The organism is Actinomadura madurae (assembly GCF_047130825.1).
In the GTDB taxonomy this organism is placed as follows: Bacteria; Actinomycetota; Actinomycetes; order Streptosporangiales; family Streptosporangiaceae; genus Spirillospora; species Spirillospora madurae.
This window is the reverse complement of sequence record NZ_CP083237.1, coordinates 8,405,180-8,424,207: the sequence shown is the minus strand read 5'-3', so window position 1 is coordinate 8,424,207 and position 19,028 is coordinate 8,405,180. Positions and strand designations below refer to the sequence as shown.

The following is a 19,028-nucleotide window of genomic DNA, read 5'->3' as shown; positions in this document are numbered from 1 at the left end:
GCGGCGTGGACGAGCGGGAGTGGCGGCGGGCGCGGGCGGCGCTCGACGCCGGTCGCGGGCGGCTCGGCGAGGTCGCGAGCGGCCTGTATCCGGACGTGCCGCGCGTCGCGGGAACCTCGCTGCTGTGCCGGGACGGGTGGATTCCGGACGCACCGGTTCCGTTGGAGGACGTCCGGCTGGAGTGGGAGGCCCGTCCCTCCGCTCCGGCCGTCGCCGACCCGTCCGACGGCCTGCCGCCCGGTTACCGCACGTACGCCGAGACCATGGCCGCCCTCGCGCCGCCGAGAGTCTTCGAAGACCGTCCGAGCTACCGGCTGCTGGCCGCCGCTCCCTCAGTGCTGCGCCTGGGACCCGCCCGCTACTTCGACGCGGTGAACGTGGGCGAGTCCGCCGCGCACGAGCTGGCGGCCGGGGCGGACGGCCTGCCGCTGCGGACCCGGGTCGGCGACCCGTGCGACCTTGCCCGGCGGGCGGCGCTGCCCGCGATCACGACGGTGACGGTGACGACGTCCGCGGAGTACGTCCTGCACTGGCGCGACCCGGCGAAGGTCGCGCACGCCGGCGGGCTCTACCAGGTGATGCCGGTCGGGGTCTTCCAGCCGCTCGGCGACGAGGCGCCCGACATGTGGCGGTGCATGGTCCGCGAGTACGCCGAGGAGTTCCTCGGTGGCGCGGAGGACTACGGCGAGGCCTTCGTCCAGGACGAGTGGCCCTTCCACCGGACGCTCACCACGGCCCGGTCCGAGGGGCGGATCCGGGCCTTCTTCCTCGGGCTCGGCGTCGACCCGCTCACGTTCGCGCTCGACCTCCTGACCGCCGTCGTCATGGACGCCGCCCTGTTCTCCGACCTCTTCGGCGGCCTGGTCGCGGTCAACGACGAGGGCGAGGTGTCGACGGCGGCGTTCGACGGGACCGTCCCGCGGCCGATGCAGCCGGCCGGCGCCGCCGCGCTGCGCCTGGCGTGGCGGCACCGGGCGGCGCTCGGGCTCACGCGCGGCTGAGCGCCTTCAGCTCGTCCAGCGCGTCCACCAGGTGGTCCACGATCTCCGACGGGTCGGGGACGAGGTCGCGGCAGGCGACGATGCCGACGTCCACCTTGCCGTCGTAGGAGAACACGGTGATGTTCAGGCCGCCGGAGACGTCCGTGATGACGGAGATCGGGTAGTAGGCACGCACCTTCGCCCCGCACAGGTAAAGCGGGAACTGCGGGCCCGGCACGTTCGAGATGATCAGGTTGACCGGGCGCAGCGACACCGCGGGCGCGGCCTGCAGCGCGAGGCGCGTGACCGCGCCGGCGAAGGGCGGCGGGAGGAGCCCGCTCATGTCCCGCACCCAGCCGCCCGACGTGCCGGTGAAGCGCCGCTTGGCGACGTCCATGTCGCGCCGGACGAGCTCGTACCGCTCGGCCGGGTCCGGGACGTGCGTGGCCAGCGGCGCCGTCATGATCGAGACCTGGTTGCCCGGCACCGCCGCCGCGCCGGCGCGCCGCCGCAGCGACACCGGCACGGCCGCGACCAGCGGCGTCTCCGGCAGGTCGCCGCGCTTGTCCAGCCACTGCCGCAGCGCCGTCGCGCACAGCGCCATCACCACGTCGTTGACGCTGCCGCCGAGCGCCCGCCGGATCTCCTTGATCTCCTCCAGCGGAAGCTCGCCGCACGCGACGGAGCGGCGGCGCCCGATCGGCCGGTTGAACGGCGTCGGCGGCGCGCTCACCCGGGGCGCCCTCGGCAGCTCGGGGCGGCGCAGGGCGCCCTGCATCGCCGACGACACGAGCCCGACGCCCGGGACGGACGACAGCCCCGGGATCTCGTCCAGGTACGGGGCGGTCCGCGCGGCCGCCACCGCGGACCGGACGGGATGCAGCGCGGCCCTCAGCAGCCCGGTGCCGAGCATCCCCGCCGTGCCGGGGGCGCGGGCGGGCGTGGTCTCGTCCGCGGGCAGGTCGCGGGGCTCGGGCGACAGGTCGAGCAGGGCGGCGAGCGTCTCGGCGGCCATCACGCCGTCGACCGCGGCGTGGTGCACCTTCACGTAAACGGCGGTCAGGCCGCCCGCGAGCCCCTGGATGAGGACCATCTCCCACAGCGGGCGGGACCGGTCGAGGGGCTGCTCGTGCAGCATCGCGACGATGTCGCCGAGCTGCCGGGCGGTGCCGGGCCGTGGCAGCCCGATCTCGGAGATGTGCCGCTCGGGCTCGAAGTCCGGGTCGTCCTCCCAGTACGGGTTGTCCAGCCCGAACGGAACCTGGACGAGGCGCTGCCTCAGCGGACGCGCCGCGAGGTGCGCGCGGCTCCGGATCAGCTCGGCGACGAGCGGGACGGTGAGCCGCCCCCCGGTGCAGGACGCCGCGTCGACGATGCCCAGCCCGGCGATGTGGGCGTGCGTGGTGCCGTTCTCGGCATGGAGGAAGGTGGCGTCCACGGTTGTCAGCTGGGTCATGCTCTCGTCCCGTCCGCTCGTCCTGCGCCGTCCTTACCTCTCTGAGAGTTATGCGCTCCAGGAGCGCAGGTCAACGTGGGTCGCCAGGAAGTAACAGCGACTTAACGGGGCGTTTCACCCAGTTCACCGGCCACTTTCCGCGGGCCTTGAAAACATTTGCCCGGCTCTCGACCTCATGTGGTCAGAAAACTTCACAACCCAGCTCAAAGGGGTGTTCTCCGGGTGGCACCAAGATCATCGCACTAGGGTGGTGCGCCATGACGGCACGACCACTCTCGGAGATCGTCGAAGCGGGGTGGGCGGCCGCGCTGCAGCCGGTCGCCGGGACGATCGCCGCCGCCGGCGACTGGCTGCGCGCAGAAGTCGCCGCCGGCCGCCGCTACCTGCCCGCCGGGAACCACATCCTGCGCGCGTTCACCCAGCCGTTCGACGACGTCCGCGTCCTCATCATGGGGCAGGACCCCTATCCCACCCCCGGCCACCCGGTCGGCCTCAGCTTCTCCGTCGCCCCGGACGTCCGGCCGCTGCCCGCCAGCCTCGTGAACATCTACCGCGAGTACTGCGCCGACCTCGGCCACCCGGAACCCTCCAACGGCGACCTCACCCCGTGGACGGAGCAGGGCGTCTGCCTGCTCAACAGGTCCCTGACCGTCATGCCCGGCAAGCCCGGCTCGCACCGCGGCAAGGGCTGGGAAGAGGTCACCGAGCAGGCCATCCGCGCCCTCGCCGGCCGCGGCCGCCCCCTCGTCGCCGTCCTGTGGGGCCGCGACGCCCGCAACCTCAAACCGCTGCTCGGCGACGTCCCGTGCATCGAGTCCCCGCACCCGAGCCCCATGTCCGCCGACCGCGGCTTCTTCGGCTCCCGCCCCTTCTCCCGAGCCAACCAGCTCCTGGAGCAACAGGGCGCCCAACCGGTCGACTGGAAGTTGCCGTAACTCCCAGGGGGGCGACCCCCTGGAACCCCCGTTGCGAGCCGGTCGATCCTCACGCCACGGTGCGGCCTTCTGTGACCGTGCAGGTCTGTGACGTGTCGCTGCGGTCGCCCGGCTCGACGGGCATGCGCGCTCCGCTCGCTGCGCTCGCTCCACGCGCCTGCCCGTGACCCCGGCTGAGCTTCGAACCCCAAGAGGGTGTGAACTGTCCTCGTCCAAGAGGGTGCGAAGTGTGTGCTCGCCGGGGAGGGCGAGCGCCTGGATCAGTCTTCGGGGAGTTTGCGGAGGAGGAGGGCGAACTCGTCGGTGCCCTCGGGGGGCAGGTGGGCGGGGAGCGGGGTCAGGCGGCGCTCGCCGTGGCTCCAGTAGACGCCCGGAGCGCACGGGTCGTCGGCGGCGGCGTGCATCTCCTCCACGACGTCGGCGAAGACGGGAAGCACGTCGCGGACGGAGCGTGAGGTGATCGGGTACAGCAGGAGCGTGCTGTGGCACGGGACGCCGACCAGGGCGCCGTGCTCGTTCGGCCACGGGAGGAACTGGTCGACCTCGCTGAGCAGCGCCGACACGTAGCGGCTGCCCGGCTTGGTGACGACCCGGACGTTGCGGCCCGGCAGCAGCGGCTGGTCGTGGACGGAGACGTCGGCCAGCTCCCGGTCGTGGGTGTTCGTCATCACATAGCCGAGCTTGTGGAGGCCGAGGAGACCGGCGCGGGCCTTGGTGAGCGGCCCCCCGTAGCGCGGGTGCTCGATCATCACCATCGCGTCGAAGTGGTCGCCGGCCGGGACGACGACCAGGCCCTCCCGGTCGCGGGGCGCGAGCTTCGGCACGATGCGGAGGCGGAGCAGCTCGCGGACGTCGCCGAACAGCTCCATCTCACCGACCGCGAGGAAGGCGCGGTCGCCGACCTCGCGGACCCACTCGTCCACCACCTTCGGCCAGGCCGAGCGCGGCTCGCGGGCACAGCGCTCCAGCACCGTCCAGCTGGAGGCGCGCGCCTCCGACCGGCCCACGGGCAGCACCACCTCGGAGGTGCCGGGGTCGAACCAGGCGCTGGGCGCCAGGGCGGGCAGCACGTCGCGGATGAGCGCGTGCACGTCCGCCGCCGCGTCCAACGGTTCCATGAGGCTCATCCTCCCTCAGCCATCGGCGGATCACGTCACTCCCCACCTTCTCAGGTTTGGGGCCGGTTGTGCGATGCATCGACATCCCCGGCTCACACTCGCTGATCATGAGCTGCTCAAGTACGGTGCTCACATGTCCGAAATCGTGTACCCACCGGTGATCAAGACGGCCCTCGGTGTGTTCAAGGCCCTGAACATCAAGTTCCGTATCGAAGGGACCGAGAACATTCCCGGCACCGGTGGCGCGGTGCTCGTCAGCAACCACGTCAGCTACCTCGACTTCATCTTCGCGGGCGTCGCCGCCCACCCGGCGAAGCGGCTGGTGCGGTTCATGGCGAAGAAGGAGATCTTCGACAACCGGATCGCCGGGCCGCTGATGCGCGGCATGCACCACATCCCGGTGGACCGGGACGCGGGCGCCTCCTCGTACGCGGCGGCGCTGAAGGCGCTCAAGGGCGGCGAGGTCGTCGGCGTCTTCGCGGAGGCGACGATCAGCCGGTCGTTCACGGTGAAGGACATCAAGAGCGGCGCGGTGCGGATGGCGGTGGCGTCCAAGACGCCGCTCGTCCCGGTCGCGCTCTGGGGCCCGCAGCGGCTGTGGACGAAGGGCCGCAAGCGCCGGCTGCTCCAGCGCAACGTGCCGGTGACGATCCTCGTCGGCGAGCCGATGCACCCCAAGCGCGGCGACGACTACGACCAGGTCACCCGCGACCTGCGCGCGCGGATGTCGGAGCTGCTGGAGAAGGCGCAGCGCGAGTACCCCGACGTCCCGCACTCGGACGAGACGTGGTGGCAGCCCGCCTACCTCGGCGGGACGGCGCCGACGCCGGAGGAGGCCGACAAGCTCGACATGGAGGAGGCCGAGGCCCGCAAGGCGGACCGCGCCGCCGGCGAGGCGGACAAGGACGGCGGCGCCTGACGGTCGGCCCGCCCGGCTAATTCGGTGGACGCGGTCCGCCACCGCGCGTGATCATCGATGCCATGACCATGTCGCGGGAGAGGCCGCAGGAGGTCCTGCATCTGATCGAGCCCGGGGAGAACGTCACGGATCTCGCTGAGGGGACGACGGCCCCCAGCACCGCCCTGGGCTCGGAGCCGGCGCTGCCCGTGGTCTTCAACCTGTCCGACAACAACTCGCCCGCCGACGTGATGGACGTGCTGTCGCTGCGCCCGTTCGCGTCCGGTGAGCAGCCCTGGTCGCGGTCGACGCGGCTGGAGAACGTCCGGGCCGAGGCGCCGCTGCGCCCGGACGACGCCCGGCTCGTGCGGGTCGCGCACGAGAAGGGCAAGGAGTCGGTGCTGGCCGAGGGCGACGGCTGGACGCTGCTGACGAACCGCTGGAAGAGCGGCGTCGCGTACGTCGCGGTGTCCGCCGTCACCGAAGAGCTGGCCGAGACCGTCCTCGACGCGTCGGTGAAGGACGCGACCGAGCCGCCGAAGGTGGACGAGACCAGCGTCGAGATGGGCTTCTGGCACATGGGGACGCACGGCCCGGTCCGCAGCGAGCGCGCCATCACCGCCGACTCCTGGGACGGCATCCGGCGCAACTACACCGCGTCCGTCGCCGAGGCGCTGGACGAGGTGATGAGCCTCACCCGCGACGAGGTCTCCGGCCGCCTGCTGCTCCTGCACGGTCCGCCCGGAACGGGCAAGACCACCGCGCTGCGCGCCCTAGCCCGCTCCTGGAAGGACTGGTGCCAGGCGGACTGCGTCCTCGATCCCGAGGCGCTGTTCGGCACGCCCAGCTACCTCATGGAGGTCGCGGTCGGCGACGACGAGGACGAGAACCGCCGCTGGCGGCTGCTCATCCTGGAGGACTGCGACGAGTTGATCCGCGGCGAGGCCAAGCAGTCGACGGGCCAGGGCCTGTCGCGCCTGCTCAACCTCACCGACGGGATGCTCGGCCAGGGCCGGGACGTCCTCGTGGCGATCACCACCAACGAGGACCTCGCCATGCTGCACCCGGCGGTCGTCCGCCCCGGCCGCTGCCTCGCGCAGATCGAGGTCGGCCGCCTCACCCGCGCCGAGTCCCTCTCCTGGCTGGACGGCACGGACGTCCCGGCCGCCGAGATCGGCGCCGACGGCGCGACCCTCGCCGAGCTCGCCGCCCTCCGCAAGGGCGAGAAGCGCCCCGAGTCCGAGAGCGCCCCTGCCACGGACACGGGCTTCTACCTCTGAGCGAGGCCGTGGTCAGGTGGCCTTCCGAAGGCCCTGCTCCATGTCGGCCCAGAGGTCGTCGGGGTGTTCCAGGCCCACGGAGAGGCGCACCGTTCCCTCGCCGATGCCGGCGGCGGCGAGGGACGCCGCGTCCATCTGCCGGTGCGACGTGCTCGCCGGGTGCATGACGAGCGTGGCGACGGCGCCGAGGGACGGGCCGAGGGAGATCAGCTCGACGGCCTCGGAGAAGGTGCGGCCCGCGTCCCGGCCCCCGGTCAGCTCGAACGCGAGGACGCCGCCGGCGCCGTCCGGGAGGAGGCGGCGCGCGACCTCGTGCTGGGGGTGGTCGTCCAGTCCCGGGTAGTGGACGCGGGTGACGGACGGGTGCGCGGCGAGGCGGTGGGCGAGGTCCAGCGCGGACGCGCTCTGCCGCGCCACGCGCAGCGGCATCGTGGCGAGACCGCGGACGGCCAGCCAGGCGGCGAACGGGTCGGCGGTGGCGCCCAGCTCGACGGCGTGGTCCCACACGCGCTGGTGGACGGCCGGGTCGGCGAAGACGGCGGCGCCGCCGATGATGTCGCCGTGGCCGCCGAGGTACTTCGTGGTCGAGTGGATCACGATGTCGGCGCCGTGCCCGATCGGGCGGCAGAGCAGCGGCACGAAGGTGTTGTCGACGACGGTGAGGACGCCCGTCCCGCGGACGGCCTCGGTGAACGCGGGCAGGTCCGTCACGTGCGTGGTGGGGTTGGCGACCGTCTCCAGATAGAGCAGGCGGGTCGTGGGGCGCAGCGCCTCGCGGACCTCGGCCGGGTCGTCGCCGGGGATGAACGTGACGTCGACGCCCCAGCGTGCGGCGAGGTCCTGGAGGAGCGCGTAGGTGCCGCCGTAGAGGGCGGTCTGCGCGATGACGTGGTCGCCGCCGCGGAGCAGCCCCATCAGCACGGCGTTGACCGCGCCCATGCCGGACGCGGTGGCGAGCGCGCCGGCGCCGCCCTCCAGCTCGGTCAGCGCCCGTTCGAGGGAGCGGACGGTCGGGTTGCCCATCCGGGCGTAGAAGAACGCCTCGTCCGGCCCCTGGAACGCGGCGGCCAGCTCGTCGGCGGCGTCGAAGGAGAACAGGTGGCCCTGGTAGATCGGGACGCCGAGCGGGCGGCTGCCCTCCGGCGTGATCACGGGCGGGTGGACGGCGCGGGTCTGCGGATGGTGTCCGGTCATGGTCCCAGCCTGTGCCCGCCGCCCGAGCGGCGGAAACGGCCAATTCCGACCAGTGGCCCGGACCACGCCCCCCGCTGCCGTGCGTCGCGGAGCCGGACCACCGGCCCGGCCGGGGCGCCGGCGCCGCCGGCCGCCCGGTACGGTCCCGCCGCCTGCCCACCCACCCCGCGAGGGCGGACCGGCGATCGGGGTCGTCCCGGACGGGGTGGCGATCGGCGTCCCTCGGCCGGAGACCCGAGCATCACCCGGCGAGGGCCCCTCCCGCCATCCGGGGTACCACCGCCAAATGCCGGACGGGCCCTACGGGGCCGCGGGCGCGAGTACTACGTACCGGTTACGGGGTCGCGCGGGCGAACAGCCGCCGGTACACGCACCGCAGACCGTGGAGATCACTGACGGGCGAGGGGAACGCGAGCCGCACGTCGAACGACGGGGCCCCGTCCGGTGGCGGGGCGGAGCAGCGCAGCCACATGCCGTACCGGTCGAGCGCCAGCGGCCGGACCGGCCCGCCGGGGACGGACTCGGGCAGCAGTCGCGGCAGCTCGTCCCGGTGGGCGGCGTCCAGGTGGGTGAGGATGCCCGCCTCGACGGCGACGAACGGGTCGGGGGCGGCGTCCGCGTACTCCTCGGGCTCCAGGGTGGCGCTCCCCCACGTGTCGTCGATCTCGACCTGCGCGACTTCGAGGGCCAGGATCGTCCACTCCCGGACGCCGTCCCTCTCGGCGCCGGAGGCGCTCCGGGGGGTGTGCGGGGTCGTCCCCCCTCGAAGAGCGTCGGCGCCGAGGTCGAGCAGTTCAGGACGCGGGTGGGCGTGCGAGAGGCGGAGGGCGGCGGCGCGCAGCTCGCCGTCCGGGACCTCGGTCAGCCAGCCGTGCAGCCAGGCCCAGCCGCGCACCCGGTCGGGGAAGGTGACGGGGGCGACGTCGGAGATCCGCAGCGTGGCGGGGACGTCCTCCGGCTCGGCCCTCAGCGCCGCCACGATCGGCGAGGCGGCCGGGACGAGCAGCAGCGGCCTGCCGTCGCGGTCGGTCGTGTGCGCCGGGACGGGCGCGTAGGGCACGCCCGGCGCGACGAGGACCCCGTCCGCCATGCCGTAGGCGAGGGTCCGCGCCCGCTCCGCCGCCGTCGGCCCCTCCGTGACCTGCCTGGTCTCCGCTCGCCGCACCGTGCCTCCTTGACGTGAGAGGTTAGGCTTACCTAACTTAGGCATACCTAACCACCAAGGAGCGTGATGAACAACCCCCGTCCCAAGGTGCGGATCTCGCGGGCGCTCGGGATTCCGCTGACGCCGAAGAGCGTGAAGTACTTCGAGGCCCGCCCTTACCCGCCCGGGGTGCACGGCCGCGCCCGCAAGCAGGAGACCGACTACAAGGTGCGGCTGCGCGAGAAGCAGCGGCTGCGCGCGCAGTACAACATCCGCGAGGCGCAGCTCCGCAACGCGTTCGCCAAGGCGGCGAAGGCGGAGGGGAAGACCGGCGAGGCCCTGCTCGTCGACCTCGAACGCCGGCTGGACGCGCTCGTCCTGCGCGCCGGCTTCGCCCGCACGATCTACCAGGCGCGGCAGTTCGTCGTGCACCGGCACGTGCTGGTGAACGGGCGCCGCGTCGACCGCCCGTCGTACCGGCTGCGCCCCGGCGACGTGATCACGGTCGCCGAGCGGAGCCGCTCGATGGTCCCGTTCCAGGTCGCCGCGGCCGGCGGGCACGCCGAGACCGTCCCGCCCTACCTGGACGTCCGGCACGACGCGCTCGCCGCGCAGCTCACCCGGCTGCCCGCGCGGAGCGAGATCCCCGTCATCTGCGACGAGCAGCTCGTCGTCGAGCACTACTCCCGCTGAGGCGCGGCGGGCGTTCCTAGTTCTTGGGCTTCTCGCTCGTCTCCGCCTTCGGCGACTCCGATGCCCCGCCGCCCGGGACGGCCGGGAGCTGCCCCTGCTGGTTCTGGTTCTGGTCGTTGGTCCCGGACGCGTACTGCTTGGTGACCTTCCAGGAACCGTCGATCTTGGCGAGGGCCAGCCGGAGCAGCGTGGCGGGGGCGGCGGTGGCGCCGTCCTTCATCCGGACGTCGATGTCGACCATGACGACGGCCGAGGCGAACTTCCCGTCGACGGTGCCCACGAAGACCTGGTTGGTCTTGGACGTCAGCGACAGCTCGGGGTTGTTCTTGAACGTCTCGCCGAGGCTGGGGAGCGTCGTGCTCTTGAAGCTCTCCAGCAGGTCGCCGCCCATGAGCTTCTGCGCCTTGTCCATCTGCGTCTGGTAGTTCTGCGCGTTGTAGTTCAGCGCGACGTCGCCGTAGGCGGAGGCGACCTTGGCGACGGCGTCCCGCTCCTCCTGCTTGCCGGACGCCGAGCTCGCGCTCCTCCATTGCCAGATCGCCAGGCTCGCCAGCAGCGCGACCAGGACGACCACCACGACCGCCTGCGGCACGCCGAGACCGAGGATCCCCGGCCGCTCGTCCACCCGCACCGCGCTCGCGCGGGCCGGGGCCTTCTTCGGCGCCTCCTCCTCGGCCTCCTCCTCCGGAGGTTCGAGGCGGGACGGACGCGGCTTCGCGGCGGTCGTCGCCTCGGTTGCCGCCCCCTTGGTCGTGGTCGCCTTGGTCGTGGTCGCCTTGGTCGTCTTCACCGCCGGTCTGGCGGCCTTGGCCGGACGCGCCGGGGGCTCGTCCTCCGCCTCGCCGTCCGCCTCGTCCTCGGCGTCGAGCGCCTCCAGGACCTCGTCGAGGTCCTCGTCGTCGATGACCTCGATGACCCGCACCCGGCGCCTTCGCTTGGCGGCGGGCTTCGCCGGCCTCTCCACGGCCTCGGTCTCCTCGGCCGCCGCCTCTCCGGCCGCCGTCTCCTCGCCGGCCGGGACCGCCTCGACCTCGTCGACGTCGTGCTTGCCGGTCTTGGCTGTCACTTCGGGCACTCCTCGGGGTTGGGGTCAGTCCTTGTTCCGACGCCGTCGGGACAGGCGGGACACCACGGGCACCGAGCCCATCATGACCCTGATCAGGATCAGCAGGGCGATGACCGGAGGAATGTACACCAGCCACACCGGCGGGCCGCCAGAAGAGCCGTCGTTGTTCGCGGCCTTCCTGGCCTGGACGCCCTGCTCGTTGAGCGCCGGGTCGTGCGTCGGGATCGTCTCGCCCGGGTTCTTGGCCTTGTACGGCTTCTGCTCGGTCGCCGCCGGGGTCCGCCCGCCGGGGCAGGTCGGCACCTTGTTCACCCGCGGCTGCGCGAGCGGGTACTTGTACTCCAGCGCCGCGAGCCTCTTCGTCGTGACCTGGAAGACGACGTTCAGCACGGGCTTGCCCTGGTCCCGCCCGATCACGTTGTCGAGGACGACCCGCAGCTGCGGCGCCAGCACGAGGATCTGCCGCAGGTCGCTCAGGTAGTCCGGGTTGTACCCCGCCACGCCCAGGTTCCCGAGCATGTCCACGGTGCACCCGAAGTCGGGGGCGGTCTTGTCGAGCAGGCCGTTGACCGTCTTCAGCAGGCCCGGCCCGCGGTCGCGCAGCTCGGCGATCTGCCCGCGGACCTGGCTGAGCGCCGCGGTCAGGGCGGCGAGGTTGTCGACGCCGGCGCCGAGCGACCCGCGGTTCTGGTTCAGCACGTGCGTGATGCGGCCGAGGTCCTTGGTCAGGCCGTCGAGCAGCTCGGTGTTCTCCGCGAACGTCTGCGTGAGGTCGTCGCCGCCGTTGATGATCTGACGGAGCGAGTCCTCGCGCCCCGCCCAGCCCTCGGCCAGCTCGTGGGTGAGGACCTTCGCGTCGTCGGGGTTGATCGCCTTGAGCGAGTCGATGACCGCGCCGAACAGGTCGCCGTACTTCGGCGGCACCTTGGTCTGCGACACCGGGATGACGGTTCCCGGCTTCATCGCCGGGGCGTCGCTCTTCCCGGCCCCCGGCGTCAGCTCGACGACCGGCTCGCCGACCGCCGACTTGCGCGCCGCGGCGGCGGTGACGCCCTGCGGAATCTTGACGCCGCGCTCGATGTCGAGCTTGACGACGACCTTGTTCCGCTCCAGCCGCACCGAGTCGATCTTGCCGATCCGCAGGCCGAGGTAGTCGACCTCGAAGTTCGGGTGCAGGCCGGGCGAGGACTCGAACTCCACCGTGATGTTGTACGGCCGGTCGATGAAGTCGAACCGGATGACGTTGTTGAACGCCCACACGACCATCACCGCGGCGAGCACGCCGAAGGCCACCAGGTTGATCGTCAGTCGTCTGGTCATCGGCGCGGCTCCAGGAGCTCGTTGAGGTCCGGCAGGGCGCCCTGGAGCTCATCGGGGAGTTCCGGTGTCCCGGCGGACTTCTTCTTCCGCGGCGGCTCGCTGAGGCCGGGGAAGATCGGCGTCCCGTCCGGCCAGACGATCCGGAGGATCGGGTAGAGCAGCAGCTGGCCGTCGTAGCTGGCCCGCGGGATCTTCTCGGTGAACGTCACCAGGCTGTTCACCAGGTCGGTGAGCCGCTTGCGGTTGTCGCCGAGCTGCTGCAGGACGGGGTCGAGGTCCCGCAGCAGGGCGCGGAACCTCCCGATGCGTCCCTCCAGCACCTTGTCGTTCAGCTCGCGGGCCATCATGGTGAGCCGGTCGACCGTCTTGATGATCTTGTCTTTGTCGTCGTTCAGCAGCCGGGTGGTGCGTTCGAGCTGCTCGGGGGTCTCGCTCAGCGCGTCGCTCCCCTTGGCCAGCGACCGCCCGAGCCTGGCGAACCGGTCCACCGACTCGCCCAGCTCCCGGCGCTGCTCGGCGAACATCCGCAGCAGCGCGCCCGCCTGCGCGATCGTCGTGTTGAGCTTCGTGCCGTTGCCGTCCAGGGCGGTCGCCCCGGCGTTCACCACGGTCGCCACGTCGTCCCCGGCCAGCGCCTGGATCAGCGGCCCGGCCTGCCCGACGACCTGCTCGAACGCCGGCTGGACGCTGGTGTCGGTGATCGCGGCGCCCGTCGCGAGGAACGGCCCGCGGTCCATGCTCGCGCCGGGCGCCATCTGCAGCTCGACGTAGTTCTCGCCGAGCAGCGACGTCACCTTGATCTCGGCGCGGGTGCCCTTGGGGATCTTGACGTCGTCCTCGATGGACAGCGTCGCCTTCGCCCGGTAGCCGGCGAGCTCGACCTTGGTGACGGTGCCGATCGTGATGTCGGACATCTTCACGCTGTGCCCCGCGACGAGGCCCTGCGCGTCATCGAACGTGGCGGTCAGCGTCAGGTCGCCCTTCGGGGCGCCCGCCGTCTTGTAGGAGCAGCCGGAAACGGCGAGCGCCACGGCCGTGATGAGCACCACCAGCAGTCTGCTCCGGCCCATCAGTTGCCTCCGTTCTGCCAGGGACAGTTGGAGTTGGGCGGTGGCAGCGGGCAGTCGACCTCGTCGCTGTTCATCAGGCCCTTGAGCCACGTGCGCAGGAACGCGTCCGTGGCGAAGCGGATCTGCAGCGACTTGTTCTTCGGGTTGTAGCCGCCGATGAGCGCCTCGTTGATGCCGGGCAGCACGTTGAGCAGCTGGGCCAGCTGCTTGGCGTTGCCCTTGAGGACCAGCGCGGTCCTGGTGAGGACGGCCAGGTCGTACGGCAGCGTCCCCTTGTACTTCTTCAGCAGCTTGTCGCCGTTCTTCGACAGCTCCAGGACGCCGCTGATCAGCTGCTGCAGCTCGCCGCGCTCGGAGCTGAGCACCTGGCTCGCGGTCCCGAAGTCGCGGATCACCGAGCCGAGGACCTGCTCGCGCCCGCGCACCACCCCGGCCAGCCGGCTGAGGTTCCGCGCGACCTCGATCAGCTCCTTGTCCTGCCCCGCGACGTTCTCGACGAGGCGGGCGCTCTGTTCGAGGGTGGCGTTGAACTCCTTGCCGTTGCCCCGGACGGTGTCGGCGGCGGTGCCGAGCGCCTGCTGCATCTTGGTCGGGTCGAGCGCGTTCGCCAGGTTGGTGAACGAGCTGAGCGCGTCGTCCACCTCGACCGGCACGTGGGTGCGCTCGATCGGGATGACGTCGGCGGTCTCCTTCGGCTGCCCCGGCCTCCACGCCGGGTGCAGGACGAGGTTGCGCTCGCCGATCAGGTTCAGCGGGACGATCGACGCCTGCACGCCCTTCGGCAGCGGGACGTCCCGGCGCAGGTGGAATGTCACCTTGACCCTGTCGCCCTGGCTCTCCACCTTGTCGACGAGGCCGACGTCGGCGCCCATGACCTTGACCTTCGACTCCTCGTAGAAGGAGCGGGCCTTCGGGACGTAGACCACCATGGTGCGGTCGCCGCTCGCGGACGGGGCGAGCGAGCAGCCGCCGAGCGAGGCGGTCATGGCGAGGCCGAGCGCGACGGCGATCCCCCTCGTCCGGCTCTGGCGGGCCATCAGTTGCCTCCCTGCGGTCGCCGCGTGGAGATCGGGCCGGGCGGCTGCAGCGGGCCGAGCCCGGTGAGCAGGCCCTCGATGTACTGGCCGTTGCCCTTGAGGTTGGCGACCTGCTGGAACGTCGGCCCGAGCAGCGAGAAGTCGGTGTTCAGCGCGTCCATGTTCGGCGCGAGCCGCGTGGTCAGCAGGTGCAGGTTGTCCAGGAGCGTGTCGAGCTGCTTCTGGTTCTTGGAGATCACGTTGGACAGCGTCCGGACGGTGCGGTTGCCCTGCCCGATCGTCGCGGCCAGCTCGTTGCGGCGGCGGACCAGCGTCTGCAGCAGCACCTGGCTGGCGTTGATGATCTCGCGGAGCTCCTGGTCCTTCCCGGCCAGCGTGCCGGTGATCGTCTTGCTGTTCTCGATCAGCCTCTGGATCTGCGGGTAGGAGTCGTTCAGCGTCCGGGACAGCTCCTGGATGTTGACCAGGATCCGGTGCAGCTTCGCCGCGCCCGGCGACCTGATCCGGTTGACCTGGGTGAGCAGCCGGTCGATGCTCTTCTGGTCGAGCTTGCCGACGATGTTCTGCGCGCCCTCCAGGGCCTCCGGGACGGTGAACGGCACGCTTGTGTTCGCCAGCGCGATCCGCCGTTTCGACTCGGGCACGTCCGCCATGTAGGGCTTGGAGACCGGGCCGGACAGCCGCAGGTACCGGCCGCCGAGCAGCGTCGTCGTCTGGATGTCGGCGCGGGTCTTCGGCCCGAGGTCGATGCCGGCGTTCACATGCCAGGTGACGATGACCTTGCCGTGCCGGAAGTCGGGCTCGACCGAGGTGATCCGGCCGGACTTCACGCCGGCCACCCGCACGTCCTGGCCCTTCTTCAGCCCGGCCGCGTCGCTGAACTCGCCGCTCATCGTGTAGCCGCGGTCCAGCAGGTGCAGCTGGCCGATGGCGAACGCGAACACGCAGCCGGCGGCGAGCGCGGACAGGGTGACGATCGCGACGACCTTGTGGTTGACGTCCCGCAGGGATTTCAGCGCCATCAGCCGCCCACCCCCAGCAGCATCTTCCGCAGCTTGTCCAGATCGTCCTTGCTGGGCTGGCCCGTACCGGGGGCCTTCGGCAGCTCCATCGGGAACGGGCACGGGCCCTGCACGACGTTGAGGCAGAGGGCGTTGGTGCGCAGGAAGTGGCCGCCGTTCGCGGTAGAGAACAGCTGCCGTAGCGTCAGCGGCAGCTGCTGCACCATCTTCTCCAGCTGGTCGACGTTCAGCCGGAACGTCTCGCTGAACCTGCCGAGGTTCTGGATGATGCGGGCGAGCTGCGCGTCGTTGCCGCCGAGGACCGCGTTGAGGTTGGTGGTGACGCCGGAGATCTCCACGACCGCGCTCTCCAGCAGCCTGCGGTTGCCGGCGAACACCTTGGTCAGCGACTCCAGGTTGTCGACGCTGGCGGCGATCTGCCGGTCCCGGGTGGCGATCGCGTCGCTCACCGTCTCGTAGTCGTCGATCATCCCCTTGATCGTCTTCTTCCGGGCCGCGAACGTCTGCAGCAGCAGGTCCAGGTTGTCGGTGAGCAGCGAGATGTTCTGCTCGTTGCCCTCCAGCGCCTGGGAGAAGGAGAAGAGGATCTTGTTGAGCTGGTTCGGGTCCAGGTTCCTCGTGAGCGGGCCGAGGCTGTTGACGATGTCGCCGAGGTCCACCGCCGACCGGGTGCGCGGGACGCGGTCGCCGTCGCCGAGCCTGCCCTGGCTCGTTCCCGGCTCCAGGTAGACGACCCGCTGGCCCATCACGTTGCGCCAGCGGATCGCGGCGGTCGAGTCGGCGGGGACCTTGACCTCCTTGTCGACGGCCATGCCGACCACGGCCTTGCCGCGCACCACCTTGATGCTCTTGACCTGGCCGACGGGCGTGCCCGCGACCTTCACCTGGTCGCCCTCCAGCAGGCCGGTGACGTCGTCGAAGGTGGCGGTCAGCTCGTACCGGGCCTTGAAGCTCGTGCCGAGGATCTGCTGGCCGATGTAGAAGGTGAGCAGCCCGGTCAGCACCACGAACACCAGGAACTTCAGGATCGTGGTGTATTCGGGGCCGCGCGCGGCCTTGCCGCGCATCCGCGGGCTCACGGCCTCCTCCCGGCCGGCGCGCCCTGCTGCCCCTCGGGCAGTTGCGCGTCGAACGCCGTCGTCCGCGGCGTCGACGGGCAGACGTCGATGATGATCTGGCAGATGTCCAGCGGGAGGTCGTCGCGGGCCTGGGCGATCAGCGTGCCCTCCGGACCGGGGACGCGGATGATCTGCGACAGCAGGGCGAAGAACCCGTTCAGGCCGTCGATCAGCACCGGGACGTTGCGGCGCTGGCCGTTCACCACCCGCACGACCTGGCCGCCGGTGTCGATGATCTTGCCGAGGTTCCCGCCGTGCCGCTGCAGGTTCGTGCCGAGGGTCTCGCCGAGCCGGCCGGACTCGTCCAGCAACTGGGAGACCTTGTCGGGCTTGGCGGTGACGACCCGGGAGAGTTGGTTGAAGTCGCCGGCGAAGCGGGCGATGGTGTCGCCGCGGGAGGCGAACGTCCCCGACAGGCCGTTGATGTCGTTCAGCAGCGCCTGGATCGCCGCCCGGTCCCTGTAGGTCGCGTCGACGACGATCGCGCCGTTCTCGATCGTGCGGCGCAGCGCCGGCCCCTGGCCGGACAGCCCGGCGCCGAACGTGTGCAGGATCGTCGCCACGTCGTCGGGATTGATCGCCTTGGTGAGGTTGTAGGCGGGCCAGGCGGTGTCGGACAGCTCCTTCGGGTCGTTGGTCTTCGCGATCCTGCCGCCGTCGTCGAGGAAGGGGCCGGACAGTTCGTGCGCGCCGAGGTCGAGGGAGAGGTCCTTCGGGCCGAACACCGAGACCGGCTCGACCGTCGCGACCGTCGTGTCGGCGATCCGGACGCCCTTGTCGACCCGGATCCGGACGGTGACCCGGCCGCTGTCGGCCAGCCGGATGTCGTCGACCTCGCCGACCGCGATGCCGCGGACCTTCACCTCGGACTTGCCGGGGTCGAGGCCCTGCCCGGCCCTGCCGAACGTCGCGTCGTAGTACGTGGAGCCCGCGTGGGACGGGGTGGACCCGATCGCGACGAACGCCGCGGCGGCCGCGATGACGCCCGCGCCGGTCAGCCCGAAGAGGGTCCGGGAGCGCTTGGAGAGTGTCTCGTCGCTCATCCGGTCAACTTCACTGTGCTGCCGTGGCCCCAGAAGATGTACGACAGGACCAGGTTCATCAGGATCATCAGAATGGTCGACTCCCGGATCGCGCGGCCCGCGGCGACGCCGACGCCGACCGGTCCGCCCGCCGCGTAGTAGCCGCGGTAGCAGTGGATGAACATGACGATGAAGGCGAACACCGCGACCTTGATCACGCTGTAGAACACGTCGATCGGCGGCAGGTAGAGGTGAAAGTAGTAGTCGTAGATGCCGGGTGAAAGGCCGAAGTACTGGATCGTGATGAACCTGGTGGCGAAGAACGCCATGAACAGCGACACCAGGTACAGCGGCACCAGCGCGATGACGCCGGCGGCGACCCGGGTGCACACCAGGTAGGCCAGCGAGTTGATGCCCATGACCTCCAGCGCGTCGATCTCCTCGGAGATCCGCATCGCGCCGATCTCGGCGGTGAACCCGGTGCCGACCTGGGCGACCAGCGCGACGCCCGCGATGATCGGGGTGACCTCGCGGACGTTGGAGTAGCTCGCGACCAGCCCGGTGAACGCCTCGGCGCCGATGCGCTCCAGCCCGGGGTAGCCCTGCAGGCCGACCATCGCGCCGGTGGCGAGCGACATCGTCGCGATCACGAAGATCATGCCGCCGCCGATGACCAGCGCGCCGACGCCGACGGTGATGTCGCTGACCTGCTTGGCGAGCGTCTTGCCGTACTTGCGCCGGATGACGATGTCGAAGAGCAGGTGGTAGAGGACCCGGCCGAGGAACACCGGCAGGTTGGCCGACGCGGCGAGGCCCGCGGTCCGGCCCCTGACGGCGCGGCCCAGCTTGCGGACGGGGGATATGGCGACCATCAGAACCTCGGGGGGAACAGGACCTGGTAGATCATGGTGAGGATGTAGTTCGTCGCGAACACCACGATCGAGGTGACGACCACCGCCCGGTTGACCGCGCGGCCGACGCCGACCGGGCCGTAGTCGCAGTTCATGCCCATGTAGCAGGCGACGGCGGCGGCGATGAACCCGAACACCCACGCCTTGAACAGGGTGATCATCAGGTCCGAGAACTGCAGCAGGGTCGTGGCGCCGTCGAAGAACGCGCCGGGGCTGACGCCCTGCTGGATGACGTTGAAGTAGTAGCCGCCCACGATGCCCGCGAGGATCACCACCGAGCAGAGCAGGCCGGACACCATGCTCGCCGCCCACAGCCGGGGGGTGACCAGGCGGTGGATCGGGTTGATGCCCATGACCTCCATGGCCGCGAGTTCGTCGCGGATGTTGCGGGCGCCCATGTCGGCGGTGATCGCCGAGCCGCCGACGCCGGAGACCAGCAGCGCCGCGGCCAGCGGCGCCACCTGCTGGATCATCGCCGCGGTGAGCAGCGCGCCGGTGCCGGACTGCGCGCCGAGCTGCCGGGCGATGTCGCCCACCTGGAGCGAGATCGTCGCGCCGAGCGGCACCGCGATGAGCATCACCGGCACGCTGGTGACCCGCGCCAGGAACCAGCACTGCTCGATGAACTCGCCCCACCACTGGCGCAGGTCCCAGGTGCGGCGCAGCCCTTCGAGGAGGGTCACGCACAGCAGTCCGGTCTCGTCGAGAGCTCGCTCGACGCGTCTGCGTGCCAGGTCCGGGGCCTTGGTCAGGCTCAGGGCCAT

18 protein-coding genes are annotated in these 19,028 nt (G+C 71.3%); 5 read left to right on the top strand and 13 right to left on the bottom strand.

Annotation, left to right across the window (positions count from 1 at the left end):
• Nucleotides 1–5 precede the first annotated feature (5 nt).
• On the top strand, nucleotides 6–1,001 hold the full coding sequence (locus tag K8Z49_RS39230; RefSeq protein ID WP_412516561.1) for a hypothetical protein: 996 nt from the start codon (nucleotides 6–8) through the stop codon (nucleotides 999–1,001).
• On the opposite strand, the gene K8Z49_RS39225 is transcribed toward K8Z49_RS39230, so the two are convergent.
• Nucleotides 988–2,436 (bottom strand): WS/DGAT/MGAT family O-acyltransferase, encoded by a 1,449-nt coding sequence (locus K8Z49_RS39225; protein WP_412516560.1) that lies wholly within the window; start codon nucleotides 2,434–2,436, stop codon nucleotides 988–990. The genes K8Z49_RS39230 and K8Z49_RS39225 overlap by 14 nt on opposite strands.
• A 257-nt stretch (nucleotides 2,437–2,693) precedes the next feature.
• Between K8Z49_RS39225 and K8Z49_RS39220 the strand changes: the two genes are divergently transcribed.
• Nucleotides 2,694–3,371, top strand: coding sequence for a uracil-DNA glycosylase (locus K8Z49_RS39220; RefSeq protein ID WP_412516559.1), 678 nt, complete (start codon nucleotides 2,694–2,696; stop codon nucleotides 3,369–3,371).
• 260 nt (nucleotides 3,372–3,631) lie between these two features.
• Here the strand turns inward: K8Z49_RS39220 and K8Z49_RS39215 are convergent, their stop codons facing one another.
• Nucleotides 3,632–4,489, bottom strand: a complete 858-nt coding sequence (locus tag K8Z49_RS39215; protein ID WP_021593651.1) for a hypothetical protein — start codon at nucleotides 4,487–4,489, stop codon at nucleotides 3,632–3,634.
• A 133-nt stretch (nucleotides 4,490–4,622) separates the two neighbouring features.
• Between K8Z49_RS39215 and K8Z49_RS39210 the strand changes: the two genes are divergently transcribed.
• Nucleotides 4,623–5,408: a lysophospholipid acyltransferase family protein gene (locus K8Z49_RS39210; RefSeq protein ID WP_412516558.1), complete on the top strand. Its 786-nt coding sequence runs from the start codon at nucleotides 4,623–4,625 to the stop codon at nucleotides 5,406–5,408.
• 62 nt (nucleotides 5,409–5,470) lie between these two features.
• Complete coding sequence (locus K8Z49_RS39205; protein WP_412516557.1) at nucleotides 5,471–6,667, top strand: DUF5925 domain-containing protein; 1,197 nt, start codon at nucleotides 5,471–5,473, stop codon at nucleotides 6,665–6,667.
• Between the two features lie 12 nt (nucleotides 6,668–6,679).
• Here K8Z49_RS39205 and K8Z49_RS39200 read toward each other — a convergent pair whose 3' ends face one another.
• Nucleotides 6,680–7,861, bottom strand: coding sequence for a trans-sulfuration enzyme family protein (locus tag K8Z49_RS39200; RefSeq protein ID WP_111832002.1), 1,182 nt, complete (start codon nucleotides 7,859–7,861; stop codon nucleotides 6,680–6,682).
• Nucleotides 7,862–8,195: 334 nt separating this feature from the next.
• Nucleotides 8,196–9,026 (bottom strand): DUF2470 domain-containing protein, encoded by an 831-nt coding sequence (locus K8Z49_RS39195; protein ID WP_412516556.1) that lies wholly within the window; start codon nucleotides 9,024–9,026, stop codon nucleotides 8,196–8,198.
• Between the two features lie 66 nt (nucleotides 9,027–9,092).
• Between K8Z49_RS39195 and rpsD the strand changes: the two genes are divergently transcribed.
• Nucleotides 9,093–9,698 carry a 30S ribosomal protein S4 gene (gene rpsD, locus K8Z49_RS39190; protein WP_075023389.1) on the top strand — a complete coding sequence of 202 codons (606 nt, stop codon included), beginning with the start codon at nucleotides 9,093–9,095 and terminating at the stop codon, nucleotides 9,696–9,698.
• Between the two features lie 16 nt (nucleotides 9,699–9,714).
• Here rpsD and K8Z49_RS39185 read toward each other — a convergent pair whose 3' ends face one another.
• The 9 genes from K8Z49_RS39185 to K8Z49_RS39145 are packed head-to-tail and all read right to left on the bottom strand — an operon-like array spanning nucleotide 9,715 to nucleotide 19,028.
• Nucleotides 9,715–10,764, bottom strand: coding sequence for a hypothetical protein (locus K8Z49_RS39185; RefSeq protein WP_412516555.1), 1,050 nt, complete (start codon nucleotides 10,762–10,764; stop codon nucleotides 9,715–9,717).
• A 24-nt stretch (nucleotides 10,765–10,788) separates the two neighbouring features.
• Nucleotides 10,789–12,084, bottom strand: coding sequence for an MCE family protein (locus tag K8Z49_RS39180; RefSeq protein WP_111832006.1), 1,296 nt, complete (start codon nucleotides 12,082–12,084; stop codon nucleotides 10,789–10,791).
• Nucleotides 12,081–13,154, bottom strand: coding sequence for an MCE family protein (locus K8Z49_RS39175; RefSeq protein ID WP_021593643.1), 1,074 nt, complete (start codon nucleotides 13,152–13,154; stop codon nucleotides 12,081–12,083). Before K8Z49_RS39175 ends, K8Z49_RS39180 begins: the two co-directional genes overlap by 4 nt.
• Complete coding sequence (locus K8Z49_RS39170; protein ID WP_021593642.1) at nucleotides 13,154–14,191, bottom strand: MCE family protein; 1,038 nt, start codon at nucleotides 14,189–14,191, stop codon at nucleotides 13,154–13,156. The genes K8Z49_RS39175 and K8Z49_RS39170 overlap by 1 nt, the downstream gene beginning before the upstream one ends.
• Nucleotides 14,191–15,213: an MCE family protein gene (locus K8Z49_RS39165; protein WP_021593641.1), complete on the bottom strand. Its 1,023-nt coding sequence runs from the start codon at nucleotides 15,211–15,213 to the stop codon at nucleotides 14,191–14,193. Before K8Z49_RS39165 ends, K8Z49_RS39170 begins: the two co-directional genes overlap by 1 nt.
• Nucleotides 15,213–16,292, bottom strand: a complete 1,080-nt coding sequence (locus K8Z49_RS39160) for an MlaD family protein (RefSeq protein WP_250360629.1) — start codon at nucleotides 16,290–16,292, stop codon at nucleotides 15,213–15,215. Before K8Z49_RS39160 ends, K8Z49_RS39165 begins: the two co-directional genes overlap by 1 nt.
• Nucleotides 16,289–17,374, bottom strand: a complete 1,086-nt coding sequence (locus K8Z49_RS39155; RefSeq protein ID WP_021593639.1) for an MlaD family protein — start codon at nucleotides 17,372–17,374, stop codon at nucleotides 16,289–16,291. The genes K8Z49_RS39160 and K8Z49_RS39155 overlap by 4 nt, the downstream gene beginning before the upstream one ends.
• Nucleotides 17,371–18,225 (bottom strand): ABC transporter permease, encoded by an 855-nt coding sequence (locus K8Z49_RS39150; RefSeq protein ID WP_021593638.1) that lies wholly within the window; start codon nucleotides 18,223–18,225, stop codon nucleotides 17,371–17,373. Before K8Z49_RS39150 ends, K8Z49_RS39155 begins: the two co-directional genes overlap by 4 nt.
• On the bottom strand, nucleotides 18,225–19,028 hold the full coding sequence (locus K8Z49_RS39145) for an MlaE family ABC transporter permease (RefSeq protein WP_021593637.1): 804 nt from the start codon (nucleotides 19,026–19,028) through the stop codon (nucleotides 18,225–18,227). The genes K8Z49_RS39150 and K8Z49_RS39145 overlap by 1 nt, the downstream gene beginning before the upstream one ends.

Excerpts from the sequence above, each read along its gene's own strand:
- K8Z49_RS39150 (WP_021593638.1), bottom strand. The coding sequence starts at position 18,225 with ATGGTCGCCATATCCCCCGTCCGCAAGCTGGGCCGCGCCGTCAGGGGC.
- K8Z49_RS39180 (WP_111832006.1), bottom strand. The coding sequence starts at position 12,084 with ATGACCAGACGACTGACGATCAACCTGGTGGCCTTCGGCGTGCTCGCC.
- K8Z49_RS39210 (WP_412516558.1), top strand. The coding sequence starts at position 4,623 with ATGTCCGAAATCGTGTACCCACCGGTGATCAAGACGGCCCTCGGTGTG.
- K8Z49_RS39205 (WP_412516557.1), top strand. The coding sequence starts at position 5,471 with ATGACCATGTCGCGGGAGAGGCCGCAGGAGGTCCTGCATCTGATCGAG.
- K8Z49_RS39165 (WP_021593641.1), bottom strand. The coding sequence starts at position 15,213 with ATGGCGCTGAAATCCCTGCGGGACGTCAACCACAAGGTCGTCGCGATC.
- K8Z49_RS39225 (WP_412516560.1), bottom strand. The coding sequence starts at position 2,436 with ATGACCCAGCTGACAACCGTGGACGCCACCTTCCTCCATGCCGAGAAC.
- K8Z49_RS39215 (WP_021593651.1), bottom strand. The coding sequence starts at position 4,489 with ATGGAACCGTTGGACGCGGCGGCGGACGTGCACGCGCTCATCCGCGAC.
- rpsD (WP_075023389.1), top strand. The coding sequence starts at position 9,093 with ATGAACAACCCCCGTCCCAAGGTGCGGATCTCGCGGGCGCTCGGGATT.
- K8Z49_RS39170 (WP_021593642.1), bottom strand. The coding sequence starts at position 14,191 with ATGGCCCGCCAGAGCCGGACGAGGGGGATCGCCGTCGCGCTCGGCCTC.
- K8Z49_RS39220 (WP_412516559.1), top strand. The coding sequence starts at position 2,694 with ATGACGGCACGACCACTCTCGGAGATCGTCGAAGCGGGGTGGGCGGCC.
- K8Z49_RS39175 (WP_021593643.1), bottom strand. The coding sequence starts at position 13,154 with ATGGGCCGGAGCAGACTGCTGGTGGTGCTCATCACGGCCGTGGCGCTC.
- K8Z49_RS39200 (WP_111832002.1), bottom strand. The coding sequence starts at position 7,861 with ATGACCGGACACCATCCGCAGACCCGCGCCGTCCACCCGCCCGTGATC.
- K8Z49_RS39155 (WP_021593639.1), bottom strand. The coding sequence starts at position 17,374 with ATGAGCGACGAGACACTCTCCAAGCGCTCCCGGACCCTCTTCGGGCTG.
- K8Z49_RS39145 (WP_021593637.1), bottom strand. The coding sequence starts at position 19,028 with ATGGCCCTGAGCCTGACCAAGGCCCCGGACCTGGCACGCAGACGCGTC.